The sequence below is a fragment of the Aquihabitans sp. McL0605 genome, from assembly GCF_049993875.1.
In the GTDB taxonomy this organism is placed as follows: domain Bacteria; phylum Actinomycetota; class Acidimicrobiia; order Acidimicrobiales; family Iamiaceae; genus Aquihabitans.
Genome location: NZ_CP188252.1, coordinates 473,857 through 487,976, shown reverse-complemented (window position 1 = coordinate 487,976; position 14,120 = coordinate 473,857). Strand labels below are relative to the sequence as shown.

10 protein-coding genes are annotated in these 14,120 nt (G+C 72.2%); 5 read left to right on the top strand and 5 right to left on the bottom strand.

Going from position 1 to position 14,120, the window contains the following annotated elements; all coding sequences use genetic code 11:
• Positions 1-49 precede the first annotated feature (49 nt).
• Positions 50-1,420 (bottom strand): wax ester/triacylglycerol synthase domain-containing protein, encoded by a 1,371-nt coding sequence (locus tag ACPPVX_RS02235; RefSeq protein ID WP_426573255.1) that lies wholly within the window; start codon positions 1,418-1,420, stop codon positions 50-52.
• 330 nt (positions 1,421-1,750) lie between these two features.
• Positions 1,751-3,412 (bottom strand): VanW family protein, encoded by a 1,662-nt coding sequence (locus ACPPVX_RS02230; protein ID WP_426573254.1) that lies wholly within the window; start codon positions 3,410-3,412, stop codon positions 1,751-1,753.
• A gap of 161 nt (positions 3,413-3,573) precedes the next feature.
• On the opposite strand from ACPPVX_RS02230, the gene ACPPVX_RS02225 reads away from it, so the two are divergent.
• The 4 genes from ACPPVX_RS02225 to ACPPVX_RS02210 all read left to right on the top strand — a co-directional run bounded on the left by ACPPVX_RS02225 (position 3,574) and on the right by ACPPVX_RS02210 (position 8,650).
• Positions 3,574-4,476: an SDR family oxidoreductase gene (locus ACPPVX_RS02225; RefSeq protein WP_426573253.1), complete on the top strand. Its 903-nt coding sequence runs from the start codon at positions 3,574-3,576 to the stop codon at positions 4,474-4,476.
• Positions 4,477-4,480: 4 nt separating this feature from the next.
• Positions 4,481-5,344: a MaoC/PaaZ C-terminal domain-containing protein gene (locus ACPPVX_RS02220; protein ID WP_426573252.1), complete on the top strand. Its 864-nt coding sequence runs from the start codon at positions 4,481-4,483 to the stop codon at positions 5,342-5,344.
• Between the two features lies 1 nt (position 5,345).
• The gene (locus ACPPVX_RS02215) at positions 5,346-6,545 is read left to right on the top strand and encodes a cytochrome P450 (protein WP_426573251.1); all 1,200 of its coding nucleotides are present in this window, start codon (positions 5,346-5,348) and stop codon (positions 6,543-6,545) included.
• Positions 6,546-6,664: 119 nt separating this feature from the next.
• Positions 6,665-8,650, top strand: coding sequence for a DUF4214 domain-containing protein (locus ACPPVX_RS02210; protein WP_426573250.1), 1,986 nt, complete (start codon positions 6,665-6,667; stop codon positions 8,648-8,650).
• Between the two features lie 3 nt (positions 8,651-8,653).
• Here the strand turns inward: ACPPVX_RS02210 and ACPPVX_RS02205 are convergent, their stop codons facing one another.
• Genes ACPPVX_RS02205 through ACPPVX_RS02195 form a run of 3 tightly spaced genes read right to left on the bottom strand, consistent with a single transcriptional unit; the run spans position 8,654 to position 11,734 of the window.
• Positions 8,654-9,427: a DUF4253 domain-containing protein gene (locus tag ACPPVX_RS02205; RefSeq protein WP_426573249.1), complete on the bottom strand. Its 774-nt coding sequence runs from the start codon at positions 9,425-9,427 to the stop codon at positions 8,654-8,656.
• Between the two features lie 5 nt (positions 9,428-9,432).
• Complete coding sequence (gene nucS / locus ACPPVX_RS02200) at positions 9,433-10,092, bottom strand: endonuclease NucS (protein WP_426573247.1); 660 nt, start codon at positions 10,090-10,092, stop codon at positions 9,433-9,435.
• A gap of 22 nt (positions 10,093-10,114) precedes the next feature.
• Positions 10,115-11,734, bottom strand: coding sequence for an ABC1 kinase family protein (locus tag ACPPVX_RS02195; RefSeq protein ID WP_426573246.1), 1,620 nt, complete (start codon positions 11,732-11,734; stop codon positions 10,115-10,117).
• Positions 11,735-11,856: 122 nt separating this feature from the next.
• Here ACPPVX_RS02195 and ACPPVX_RS02190 point away from each other — a divergent pair, with 122 nt between their 5' ends.
• Positions 11,857-14,115, top strand: a complete 2,259-nt coding sequence (locus ACPPVX_RS02190; protein ID WP_426573245.1) for a SpoIIE family protein phosphatase — start codon at positions 11,857-11,859, stop codon at positions 14,113-14,115.
• Positions 14,116-14,120 lie beyond the last annotated feature (5 nt).

The window sequence follows — 14,120 nt, the reverse complement described above, 5'->3', positions numbered from 1 at the left end:
CGCCGGCCCGGTGGCTCCAACCGGGGCGGGGGCACCGAGCCGGCCACGGCTAGGCGGGCCCGGCGGCCAGGATCTCGTCCCAGCCGGCTCGGTAGGCGGCCACGAACCGGTCGGGCTCGGTGACGGCGGCCGGATCGAGGTTGATGCCGATGTGCACCTCGTCGAGGTAGGAGAGCAGCGTGACGTTGACGGCCGACCCGGCCATCGGTCCCAGCGCGAACATCGATCGGATGCTGGCGCCGGCGGTGAACAGCTGGAACGGGGCGCCGGGCACGTTGCTGGCCACGACGTCGATGCCCCGCAGGGCGGCGCCGAAGAGCCCGGTGGTGACCGAGGTGGGCAGGCGGTTCAAGACGACGGCGAGCGGATCGACCAGGGCCAGCGCGGGCTCGGCCCGTTCGGCGCGGACGAGCTCGCTGATGGCGGCCATCGCCGCCTGCGGCTCCCGCAGGTCGAGGGGGAGCGGGAAGCGGGCGGGGGCGAAGTGGTTGCCGGTCTGCTCCGGATCGGATGCGTCGCGGATGTTGATGGGCATCGAGATGCGCACGTGGTCGGTGGGGTGGCCGAGCTCCTCGTGGTAGCGGCGCAACCCAGCGGCGGTGGCGGCGAGGAAGGCGTCGTTGAGCCGGCCCCCGGCCGCCTTGGCGGCGGCCTTGGCCTCCGGCAGCGAGAGCGAGACCGTGTCGAAGTGCATCGACAGGGAGCGCCCCTTCATGATCGGTGAGAGCGGGTCGGCAGCCGGAGCGGCGAGGCGGGCGACCGACGACGCGGTCTCGGACAGGCGTTTGGCGGAGCCGAGCGGGTCGGCGAGGGCGGCGCTGGCGGCCGCGGCGGCGACGGACGGGAGGCGCTTGGCGATGCCCAGCCCGCGCCGCTGCTCGTGCTGGAAGGCGTCGACGAAGCGGCTGACCTGGCCGAGCACCTCGGCTGCGGGGGCGTCGGGCATCTCCTCGAGGGCGGCGTCGCGCTCGAGCTCGAAGAGGACCAGGGCGATCTGGACCGCGCCCACGCCGTCGGTGATGGCGTGGTGGATCTTCATGATGAGGGCGGCGCCCCCGTCGGCGAGGTCGCTGACCACCATGGTCTCCCAGAGCGGCCGGGCCCGGTCGAAGCCCTGCATGGCCATGGGCTGGGCCATGTCGAGCACGGACCGGAGGTCTCGGTCGCCGACGGCGCGGACCCAGCGCAGGTGGTAGTCGAGGTCGAAGTTGGGGTCGACCTCCCAGCGTGGCGGGGCGATGGAGTACGGGTTGCCTCGGACCCGCTGGCGCATGCGGGGCACCAGGCGGGTGCCGCGTTCGAGCAGGTGGCGGAGGCGCTTCTCGTCGGGAGGGGCGTCGAGCATCATCACGGCCGTGATGGTGGATCGCAGGAGCGGGTCCTTCTCGATGGTCCACATCAGCGCATCGGAGTCCGTCATCCGATGCTCGAACCGAAGCTCCTCCATGCGCCCTGCCCTGCCCTTCGCACCAAGCCAACCGCCCCAGTCTGCCAGCCCCGCCCCCAGACCGGAGCAGCCGACCGGCGAGGAAGGGCGACCGAGCGAGCCCCAGTGAGGATCGAGCCACGAGCGCGAGGAGGGGTACCGAGCGAAGCGAGCCCGGGGGGTTTGGGGGGCGGAGCTTGCGGAGCCCCCCCAAGACCGAAGGGGTGCGACGAAGTCGTGCCCCTGAGCGGAATCAGCCGGCCGTCAGGCCGTCGAACAGTTCGAGGAACGGAGTGAGGCGCAGCCGAACGAGTGACGAGAGGACTAGCAGGACGTGTGCCCCTCGTCGCGGTACCTCGCGCCGAAGGAGTCGGTGCCGGTGCGGCCGTCTTCGTAGTGGATGGTGCGCACCGTGTGGACCGTGGTGCAGCTGCCGCTGCGGCCGGTGGTCTGGCCGGTCTGCTCACCCCAGGCGTACTGGGTGGAGTACAGCGTGATCGTGAGGCTGGTGTCGGTGTAGCTGGTCCAGATCATGATCCCGTAGGGGGTGTTGTTCTTCCAGGCCATGTCGGGGTTGGGGAAGCCCATGGTGGCCTCGCGGCCGAACGGGTACCGGTCGAAGTGCTCGGAGTGGGCTTGGTACTTCTCGATGGGGAGGCCGGCGAAGAAGGCGGCGTTGAACATGGTGGTGGCGAACTGGGAGACGCCGCCGCCCACCTCGTCGACGTGCTCGCCGTCGGCGATGGCCCCGGCGGTGACGAAGCCCTTCTCGGTGGTGCGCTGGCCGACCGTGCCGTTGATGGAGAACGTCTCGCCGGGCTTGACGAGGGTGCCCCGGACGATGTCGGCGATGCGGTGGATGTTGGTGACCCGGGGGGCGCAGCAGTCGTGGTAGGTGGTGAAGCTCTTGACCTGCTGGACGCCCTTCCACTCGGTGGTGGTGCCGACGGGCTCCTTGATCCCGAGCTTCTGGGCCGCCTCGGTGTTGAACTTGGGCTTGTCGACCTCGAGGGCGATGGCGACGGCGCCGGTGCCGCCGTTGACCGCGGCGAGGACCCGGGCGGGGGTGTCGGCGGCGCAGCACTTGGATCCGTCGACGCTCGGCGTGATCGTCGGGGTGCCGTTGACGAGGGTGATCGATGCAGCCTTGGCCTTGGTGGGCTGGGGGAGGGAGGAGGTGAGGTCGGCGACGGCCTTGTCGGCATCGAGGGTGGCGGCGATCTGGTGCTCGGTGATCTTGGACCCGAGCCACGACCGGACGGTGTCGGCGGGGATGGTGGCCGTGGTGGTGCCGCTGGTGACCTTGAGGCCCTTGGCGGTACCGGTGGTCAGCTTGGTGGCGAGCGCCTTGGCGGCGTCGTCGGAGACGGCGGGCTTCTCCGCGACGGAGTCGGCGTTGACCACGAGCGGGAGCTCGCCGGTCCGGGCCTGCTTGAGGAGCTGGTCGCCGAGGCCGGTGGCGTCGATGGTGGTCCCATCGGTGCCGCTGACGATGCCGAAGCCTTCGGCCGTGGCGACCACGGTGGGCTCGGTGGGCTTGGCGTTGCCGCCGAGCTTCTCGAGCCCGGCCTGCAGCTGGGCCTGGTCGAGCATGAACTTCAGGGGGACGGTGCGCTCGTCGAGGAACGACGATGCCCAGGTCAGCGGCCGGGAGACGAGGGACTTGTGCTGGTCGAGCTCGAGCGCCGCCTGGACGGTGGCCTCCTCGTCGAGCTTCAGCCCGAGCTGCTCGGCGGGCACCTTGTAGGTCTTGTCGGCGGTGCGGACCTGCACGGCGGTGGTGGCGTACTCGCTGCCCACGTCGGCGACGGTGGCGGCCAGGTCGTCCTCGCCGAACTTGGAGATGTCGCGGCCGGCGAGGGTGGTGTTCCGAGGGACCTTGCCGCTGGCGCTCGACGAATCGATCGACCACGCGGCGAGCAGGAGGACGATGGCGAGCACGGGGATGGTGATCCCCAGCACGAGCCGGAGGCGGGGGCGACGCATCCAACCAGCTTCGCACGTGACCGGCTCCGATCCGTGGCGCGCGCGTCGACCGCGCGTGACCGGCAGCGGGTTTGTCATGATGGGCGTCCGGGTGCCCGCGCCGATGCCGGCGAGGCACAGAGACGACGTCCTGCTCAGGGGCAGGGGTGAAGGGGACAGCTGTGGGGATCTGCGAAGGACGGGTGTGCATCGTGACCGGTGCCGGGCGCGGGATCGGGCGGGAGCACTCGCTGATGCTGGCCGAGCAAGGGGCCAAGGTCGTGGTGAACGACATCGGCGGCGAGATGGACGGCAGCGGTTCGTCCACGGGCCCGGCCCACGACGTGGTCGCGGAGATCGTGGCCAACGGCGGGGAGGCGGTGGCCAACGGCGACGACATCTCCACCTGGGCCGGCTCCGAGCGCCTCATCCAGCAGGCCATCGACACCTTCGGCCGGCTCGACGTGCTGATCAACAACGCCGGCATCCTGCGCGACCGGATGCTCGCCAACATGACCGAGGCCGAGTGGGACGCCGTCATCGCCGTGCACCTGAAGGGCACCTTCGGGCCGGCTCGCCACGCCGCCGCCTACTGGCGCGAGCAGACCAAGGCGGGCGAGGCGGTCGATGGTCGCATCATCAACACGTCGTCGCCGTCGGGCATCTACGGGAACGTCGGCCAGACCAACTACGGCGCCGCCAAGGCCGGGATCGCCGCCTTCACGGTCATCGCCGCCAAGGAGCTGTCGCGCTACGGGGTCACCTGCAACGCCATCGCCCCGGCGGCGCTCACCCGCATGACCGAGAACCTCGGCATGGGCCAGGCCGACGACATGACCAAGGCCATGCTGTCGCCCCGCTGGATCGCTCCCATCGTCACCTGGTTGGCCTCGAGCGAGTCCGCCGGCGTCACCGGGCGCGTCTTCGACGTCACCGGCCAGGCGCTGTCGGTGGCCGAGGGCTGGCACCGCGGCCCCACCCAGGAGCACCCCACCGACGATCCTGCTCAACTGGGCGACGTGGTCCGCCGGCTCGTCGCCGAGGCTCGGCCCAACGCCAACATGTTCGGCTTCGACGAGGAGTAGGCCCGTGCCCATCAACCCCGACGCCGTCGGCGCCACCGGCGCCCCGATCCGCCACACCTGGGACTCCCGCGATGCGATGATCTACGCGCTCGGCGTGGGCGCCGGCGCGGTCGATCCGCTGCAGGAGCTCCAGTTCACCACCGAGAACACGCAGGACACGGCCCTGCAGGTGCTGCCCACGATGGCCGTGGTGCTGAGCAACGGCGCCGCCGGCGCGTTCGGCAGCATCGGCACGTTCAACCCGGCGATGCTCGTCCACGGCGAGGAGGCCATCACCCTCCATGGGCCGATCCCCGTCAGCGGCGAGATCGAGAGCATCGGCACCATCACCGGCATCTACGACAAGGGCAAGGGCGCGGTCGTCGAGCTCACCTCCACGTCCACCGACGTGGCCACCGGCCAGCCGCTGTTCACGGTCGTGATGTCGGCGTTCATCCGCGGCGAGGGCGGCTTCGGTGGCGACCGCGGGCCGTCGGGCCCCAAGAACGTCGCGCCCGAGCGAGCGCCCGACCACACGATCTCGTACCCCACGCGCACCGATCAGGCCCTGCTGTACCGGCTGTCGGGCGACCGCAACCCGTTGCACACCGATCCGGCGTTCGCCGCGTTCGGCGGCTTCGACCGGCCCATCCTCCACGGCCTGTGCACGTACGGCTTCACCGGCCGAGGGCTCCTGCACCTGCTGTGCGACTCCGATCCGGCCCGCTTCACCAGCATGGAGGGCCGGTTCTCGTCTCCGGTGCTCCCGGGTGAGACGCTCACCGTCAACGCGTGGACCACCGGGAACGGGGAAGCCACCTTCCAGACCCTCGGGAGCGACGGGCGCGTCGTCCTCGATGCTGGTCTCGCCACCTTCACGGAGGCCTGACGTGACCCGGCCGACGGCACCGGACCTCACGGCGCCGTTGGTGGACGAGTCGTTCTACGCGGGCGACCCGTTCCCGCTGTACGCACAGCTGCGGGAGCAGGCGCCCATCGTGTGGCACCAGCCCGACGAGGGTGGTGGGTGGTGGGTGGTCAGCACCCAGCCCGAGGTGCTCGAGGTGTCCCGCGACCCCGAGCGGTTCTGCTCGGCCAAGGGCATCCTCACGCTCGAGATCGGCATCGAGTACCCGTCGCCGCCGACGATGATGCACACCGACCCGCCCGACCACACGCGGTACCGCAAGCTGGTCCAGCCCGGGTTCTCGCCGTCGCGGATGCGGGCGCTCGAGGAGCCGATCCGGGCCCTGGCCCGGCGGCTGCTCGACGAGCTGCCCACCGGTGAGGTCGTCGACATCGTGCCGGCCCTGGCCGAGCCGTACCCCGTCCACGTGATCGCCGACCTGCTGGGCATCCCCGACGCCGACCGCGACCGCTTCGTGCTCTGGTCCGACGCCACGATCCCCGGGGCGTCCGACATGAGCTTCGAGCGCTGCATGGAGCTGATGGCCGAGATGCAGACGTACCTGATGGAGGCCGGGAGGTCGCGCCGCGGCGGCCAAGGGACCGACCTCATCTCGGTGCTGGCCAACGTCGAGGTCGATGGCGAGGTCCTCACCGACGACGAGCTGCTGATGTTCTTCAACCAGCTGCTCGTCGCCGGCAACGAGACCACCCGCAACATGATCTCCGGTGGCCTGTGGGCGCTCGCCGACGATCCCGAGCAGTGGGCGCGGCTCGTCGCCGACCCCACGCTCATCCCTGGCTGCGTCGAGGAGTGGCTGCGCTGGACCACCCCGGTCGTGGCCTTCATGCGCACCGCCACCGGCGCCACCGAGCTCCGGGGCCAGGCCATCGCCGAAGGCGACCCGGTGCTGCTCCTGTACGCCGCCGCCAACCGCGACCGCGAGGTCTTCGGCGATGACGCCGAGTCGTTCCGGATCGATCGCACGCCGAACCCGCACGTCTCGCTCGGGTTCGGGCCGCACTTCTGCATCGGTGCCGCCCTCGCCCGCCTCGAGGGGCGCGTCCTGCTCGAGGAGATGGTGGCCCGGTGGTCGTCGCTGGCTCCTGCCGGCGAGGTCCAGCGCACGGGCTCGGCCATCATCGCCGGCCTCAAGCACGCGCCGGTGGTCCTGGGCGCCTGAAGCGGCGGCCGGTACGGTTCAAGGCTGGTGCCGGTCGTGCCGATGCCGCAAGCGTGCTGATCGCGGTCCACCCCCGGGCCCGCAGGCGGATGGGCCCACGGGCCGGGAGCTCGATCTCGATGGACAACGCATACCGACGACGCCCGGCTCTGGCTCCCGGGCTGGTGGCCCTGGCGGGACTGCTCGGCCTGACCACGATGGCGCCGGCGGCCTCCGCCCGGCCCGCCACCGCCTCGGCGAGCAGCGGCGTGGTCCACCACGCCGGCGGCCTCAGCTACCTCCGGGAGGTGTCGACGCCCGCCACGGGCCACGTCGCCCCGCGCCCCACCCCGTCCACCCGCGTCAGCGCCGTGAAGTCGACGTTCGTGGTGAGCTACACCGGCTTCACCCCTGAGGCCAAGGCCGCGTTCCAGCGGGCCGTCGACCTGTGGTCGGTGCTCGTGCAGTCGAGCCAGCCGATCCGCATCAAGGCCACCTACAAGGGGCTGCCCCAGGGGATCCTGGGCGGCGCCGGGCCGGGCGACTTCGTCCGTGACTTCCCGGGTGCGCCGCGCACCGGCACCTGGTACCCCATCGCGCTCGCCAACGCCCGGGCCGGCACCGACCTCTCGTCGTACAGCGACATCGAGGCCGAGTTCCAGAGCAGCCCCGGGGCGGGCTGGTACTTCGGCACCGACGGCAACGTCCCCGCCAACAAGACCGACTTCACCACGGTGGTGCTCCACGAGATCGGCCACGGCCTGGGCCTCGTCGACAGCACCGACGTCACCAGCGGGCTCGGCACGTGGGGGAGCGGTACGAAGTACCCCTTCGTCTACGACCGCTTCGTGCGGACCCACGGCGGGACCACCATCACCAACATGGCCAGCGACACCTACAGCCTCGGTCTGGCCCTCCAGAGCGACGGCCTGCAGTGGGGCGGCCCGTGGGGCACGGCGGCCAACGGGGGCACCCTGCTCCGGCTGTACTCGCCCAACCCGTTCGAGCGGGGCTCGTCGGTGGCCCACCTCGACGAGGACGTGTACCCCACGGGCACCGCCAACGCCCTGATGACCCCGTACCTCGACGACGGCGAGGCCCTGCACGATCCCGGCGACCTCGCGCTCGGCATGCTCCACGACCTCGGCTGGACCACCGCAGGCGCCAAGGGGGTGCCGGGTCCGCCCACGGTGAAGGCCGTCATCGGGGGCGATCAGAAGGTGATCGTGTCCTGGAACCAGCCCGTCGACACCGGCCGGCAGTTCATCACGGGCTACCGGGCCTACCGCTACGACGACGGGAGCAGCACGCCCTCCGCCTCGATCGACCTGGGGTCCGCCGTCACCAGCACCACGTTCGGCTCCCTGGCCGACGGGACGAGCTACCGGTTCGCCGTCGCCGCCCGGAACGCCTCGGGGTACGGGGCGCCGAGCGCGCTGAGCGCCGCGGTCATCCCGGTCGCGTTGGCGCCGTTCAGCCGGGTCGACACGCTGGTGCGCCAGCAGTTCCTCGACTTCCACGGGCGCGAGCCCTCGCCGGCCGAGGCGCTGCAGTGGCTCGCCGCGCTCCAGTCGGGCGCCAAGACCCCGGCGGCCACGGTCGCCGGCATCGCCGGGCTCGCCGGGTCGGCCGATGTCAGCGGTCGGGCCACCCGGCTCTACTCGGCCTCCTTCGACCGTCTGCCCGACGAGACCGGGTACCGCTACTGGCTGGGCCGGCTCCGGTCGGGCACCACCCTCAAGAAGGCGTCCGACACCTTCGCGGCCTCGACGGAGTTCAAGCGGAAGTACGGCAGCCTGAGCAGCACCGCGTTCGTCGACCTCGTGTACCGCAACGTGCTGCACCGCGACGCCGATGCCGCCGGGCGCGCCTACTGGGTGGCCAAGCTCGACAAGGGCGCGGTCAGCCGGGGCCAGGTCGTGCTCAACTTCTCCGAGTCGTCGGAGAACGTGACCAAGATGCGGTCCGAGGTGGGCTCGGTGCTGCTGCGCTCGGCCATGCTCGATCGCATGCCGACGGCCGACGAGCACGCGGCCGACGTGGCGCTGCTCGACGGTGGGGGCACCCTGGCGGACCTCGCCGCCGACCTCATGGCGACGCCGGCGTACGACGCCCGGGTGCCGTAGGGCTCAGCTCCAGTCGAACAGCCAGTGGCGGCCGAACAAGGTGGCCGCCAGCGCGCCCATGGCCGGTGCCAGGTTGTCCATCAGCTCCGGGCAGTACGCGTAGTGCTGCACCGCCAGCTCGAACGCGGACCGGGCATCGTCGGGCGGCCGGCCCACCAGGCACTCCATCGACTCGAGGCCGATCGAGACCAGGTCGGCGCTGTACACGTCGTGCCAGAAGTGGAGCACCGAGAGGTGCTCGGGCCCGCCGATGTCGTCGCGCTCGGCGCCCGACCACGCCAGCAGGGCCGGGACCTCCCAGCCGCCGACGGCGGGGATCAGGGCGATGCTGACCGTGTCGCCCGCGAGGGCCCTCACGGCGGCTTCGTCGGGCCGGGCGGTGAGCTTGGCGCGGATGGCATCGCTGTCCTGCTCGAGCTTGGCCAGGTGCCGGGGCACGTCGCTTAGGTACTCGTCGTCTCCCGGATCGCCCATCCACTGCACGAACAGCTCGGGGGCGCTGGGGGCATCTTCGACGTCGGGGATGCCCGGCTTGTTGCGGTTGAGCATCTCGAGGCGCCACGTGAGCTGGTCGATCACCTGGGGATCGCTGCCGAGCAGGATGGGCCAGAGGCCGGTGCGCGGGTGGCGGTCCTTCAGGGCCCGCCAGGTGGCCAGGGCCGTGGCGCCGCCCGGTACGTCGTGGCGCCAGGCCTGCTCGCCGCGCATGGTGTGGCACCACGGCTCGAGGCCCTGAGGGGGCTGGGCGCCGCCGGGAAGGAGTCCGGGTCCGGTCACAGGCGTCAGAAGAGCCGGAGCTCGTTGGACTCGATGCCGCGGAGCTCGTCGTAGTCGACCTCGATCCACTCGATGCCACGGTCGGCCGCCAGCACCTTGGCCTGGGGCTTGATCTGCTGGGCGACGAACATGCCCTTGACCGGTCGGAGCATCGGGTCGCGGTTCAAGAAGTCGAGGTAGCGGGTGAGCTGCTCGACGCCGTCGATCTCGCCGCGGCGCTTGATCTCGACGGCGATGGCGACGCCTTGGGCGTCACGGCAGAGGAGGTCGACGGGGCCGATGTCGGTGGGGTACTCCCGCCGCACGAGGCGCAGCCCCTCGCCGAGGGTGGTGCAGTTGGCGGCCAGCAGCTCCTGGAGGTGAGCCTCGACCCCGTCCTTCTGCAGGCCGGGATCGACGCCGAGCTCCCACGCGGAATCGCTGAGCACCTCGTGGAGCGTGATCCGGAGGGTCTCGCCCTTGGGGTTGGTGACGGTCCACGCGCCCTCGGCCTCTTCGAGCCGGTTCGGGGCGTTCATCCAGTTCAGCGGCTTGTAGGCCCCGCCATCGCTGTGGATGGCGACGCAGCCGTCGGCCTTCACCATGAGCAGGCGCTTGGCCAGGGGGAGGTGCGCGCTGAGCCGGCCCTGGTAGTCGACGGAGCAGGTGGCGATCACGACGCGCATCGGGGCGGACCCTAGTGCCGCGTCAGCGGGGGCCGAGGCGGGGCCGGCGGCGCCGTCCCGGGCGGGACTCCATCCGGTCGCGGATGACCTGGCGGCGGTCCCGGAGCTCGCGGTGGGTGAGCCCGCCGCCCACGGCCGGATCGATCCCGACGCTCTCCTGCAGGTTGGTCAGGTCGAGGCGCCACGCGTCGTCGGCCAGGCCAGCGTCGGCCGCGATCTGGGTGCCGTGACGGGTCCCCATGTACATCGCGATGGCGGCGATCTCGGCGAACAGGTCGAGGTCGGGGGCCAGCGTGGCGATGGCCCCGTCGAGGAACACCATGTTCTTGACGAAGAGCATGAGGGGCTTGGGCAGGCGGGCACCGGCGCCGAGCAGGGCCTTGACGACCCGCTGGATCTCACCGGTGAGCTGCTCGGCCGACAGCGACGTGGGGTCGACCGGCGGCTGGTCGAGCCCCAGCTCGGCGGCCATCGCCCGCAGATCGGTGGTGGGCGGCAGCGCGCCCAGGTCTCGGAGGGCGGTGAGCTGCCCGCGCAGGTCGTTCATCGACGCCCCGACCAGCAGCCGCAGGAACGCCTGGCGCTCCGGCTCGGTCAGGCGGCCGGTGATGCCGAAGTCGAGGAGGCCGGTGCGGCCGTCGGCCAGCACGAGCAGGTTGCCGCCGTGCAGGTCGCCGTGGAAGATCCCGTGGATCATGGCGCCCTCGAGGAAGCCGATCATGCCGGTGCGGACCACGGCCTCGGTATCGATGCCCGCCCCCCGCATGCCCACCGCGTCGTCGAACGCGAACCCCGAGAGGCGCTCCATCACCAAGACCCGCCGGGTCACGAGGGTGGGGTGCGGCCGGGGCACCACGTAGCCGCGCTGCCCGAGCTGGGCGAACGAGCGACCCACGTCGATCATGTTCTCCGCCTCGAGCCGGAAGTCGAGCTCCTCGGCGATGGTCTCGGCGAACAGCTCCACCAGGGCGGGCGGGTTGGCGAGCGCGGCCACCGGGATGCGGCCCACCAGGAGCGGGGCGATCCACGACATGACGCGGAGGTCGGCCTGGACGCGCGCCGCCACCGTGGGCCGCTGGACCTTGATCACCACCTCCTCGCCGGTGACCAGGCGAGCGGCGTGCACCTGGGCGATCGACGCGGCCGCCAGCGGCCGACGGTCGACGGACGCGAACACCTCGTGCAGGGGGCGGCCCAGGTCGTCCTCGATGACCTGGCGGACCACCGCGAACGGCTCGGGCTGGACGCGGTCGCGCAGCGAGCTGAACTGGTCGACCAGCTCATCGGGGAACAGGCCCCGGCCCGACGACACGATCTGGCCCAGCTTGATGTAGCTCGGCCCGAGCTGCTCGGCCGCGTCGCGGAGGCGGTGGGCCAGGTCGGCGATGGACGCGCTGCCGCCGGTGCGGCGCTCCCCGAGCCACCACCGCCCGACCGCTCCGCCCAGGTGCACCACGGTGGTCCCCAGGCGTCGGGCGGGCGGGAGCAGGCGACGGCGCGTGAGATCGGGCACCGACGCCACCAGCGCCGCCCGCTCCTCGCTCAGCCCCTCCTGCCAGGGCAGCAGATCGGGGTCGAGCGTCCAGGGCCCGGCGTCGCTGAACGCGCCCCAGACGACATCGGCAGCGGTCACGTCGGTCACGGGAGCAGTCTCGCAGGACTCAGGTCCGGTGCCGACTCGGCCGATAACCTGCCGAGACGGGGTGGGCCCATCGTCGGTGCACGCCCCTGCTGTCCTGCGTCCCCCGACCCCCGCGAGCGAGCATGAGCACCGATCGGAGCCCGGGGGAGTGGAACCTTGCCGTGCGCCAGCAGGCTGCGGTCGCCCACCTCGGCCAGGTCGGTCTCCAGTCGAGCGATCTCGAGGAGGTCCTGCGCGAGGCGATGATCGTCGCCGCCGACACGCTGGGCCTCGGCGAGGTGGCGCTGTTCGAGGTGCTGGCCGATGGGCGGGGCCTCCGCGGCCGGGCCGGGCTCCACGCCGGCAAGGTCGTGAGCCGGCGCACGATGACCAAGATGATCGTCCCCCCGGGGAAGGCGTCGCTCCCCGGCTACGTGGTCCAGGAGGGCACCGAGGTGGCCACCGGCGACCTCCTCGGCGACGCCCGCTTCCGTGCGGTCGCACCCGACCGCGGCTTCGAGGTGCGCGCGGCCATCGCCGCTCCCATCGGCTGGGAGTCCCGCCCGTGGGGTGCGCTCATGGTCTACGACCTCGACCTGCGGACGTGGACCGACGACGAGGTCCACTTCGTGCAGTCGATCGCCAACACCATGGGCCTGGCCGTGCAGCGCTCCAGGATCGAGCAGGCCCTGCGCGACAGCTCCGCTCGCCTCGACCTGTCGCTCAGCGCCGGCGGCCTCGGCGCTTGGTCCTGGGACCTCGACGGCGACTGCCTGACCCTCAACGCGTCGGCGCTCGCCATGTACGGCCTCACCACGGCCTCGTTCACGGGGGTCGGCCAGGAGTTCCTGGCGCACGTCCACCCCGACGACCGCGCCGTGTTCGCCGGCCAGCCGTCGCGCACCGGGAGCGACGAGGTCCACAACTTCTACCGGGTCATCCGCCCCGACACCGGTGAGGTCCGCTGGATCGAGAGCTGGGGCCGCCGCACCGGCGGGGCCGCCAGCGGGACCCAGCTCCACCTGGTCGGCGTGTGCTCCGACGTCACCGACCAGCGGCGCGCCCAGCAGCTCCAGGAGGAGATCCTGGCCAGCGAGCACGCCGCCCGCGTGGCCGCCGAGACCGCACGCGAGCGGCTCGGGTTCCTCGCCGAGGCCGGCGCCCTGCTCGGGGCCAGCCTCGACCTCGACGTCACCCTCGAGAGCCTGGCGGAGCTGTGCGTGCCGTACCTGGCCGACGTCAGCCTGATCGACCTGGTCGACGACGACGGCCAGCTCGTCGAGGCTGCCGGCCGCGCCACCGACCCGGGGCCGCTCGCCGACGTGCACGAGCTGCGCCGGCGCCGGGCCGCGCTCGGTGGCAAGGGCGGCGTCTACAGCGAGCGCGACGTGGCGTCGCAGAGCCGGTCCGTGATCCACACGGTCATCAGCGACGAGGACTACCAGCGGGCGTCGGCCGACGCGGAGCACCTCGAGGTGTTCCGCCGGTTCGGCTGCCACTCCGCGGCCGTCGCGCCCCTGGTGGGCCGCGCCGGGGTCCTCGGCGTGCTCTCGCTGCAGCGCATCGGCGACCGCCCCGCGTTCGACGCCGAGGACCTGGCGCTCATCGAGGAGTTCGCCGCCCGCGCCGCGCTCGCCATCGACAACAGCCGCCTCTTCCACTCGCGCAACCGGGTGGCGCGCTCGCTGCAGGCGGCGCTGCTGCCGCCGGCCATGCCGATGATCTCGGGGCTCGGCCTGGCCGCCCGCTACGACGTCGCCGAAGCCGATGTGCCGATCGGCGGCGACTTCTACGACGTCATGCCCGTCGGTCCCGGCTCCTGGGGTGTGGTGGTCGGCGACGTGTGCGGCCGCGGCCCCGACGCCGCCGCCCTCACGGGCCTCGTGCGCCACACCCTCCGCAGCGCCGTCGTCCACGAGCGCGAGCCGAGCCGGGTGCTGGCCCAGACCAACCAGGCCATGCTCCAGCAGATCGACGACTCGCGGTTCTGCACGGCCGCCTACCTGCGCGTCGACCTCGACGACCCGGCCACCGGCCACCTCCGCGTCTCGGCCTCCAGCGCCGGCCACCCCCGTCCGGTGCTGGTGCGGGCGTACGGTCGCTCGGAACCGCTCGACTGCGCCGGCACCCTGCTCGGCGTCGTCGACGATCCGCTGCTCACCGACACGCACGTCGAGCTCGAGCCCGGCGATGCCATCGTGCTCTACACCGACGGCGTCACCGAGGCCCGCGACGGCAGGGAGCTGTTCGGCGAGGACCGCCTCGTCGCCACGCTGGCCGGCCTGGCGGGCCGCCCCGCCGAGGAGATCGCCGCGGGGCTCGAGCAGGCCGTCTCCGCCTTCCGCCGCAGCGCCCGCGACGACATGGCCATCCTCGTGGTCCAGGCGCTGCGCCCGGCATGATGCTC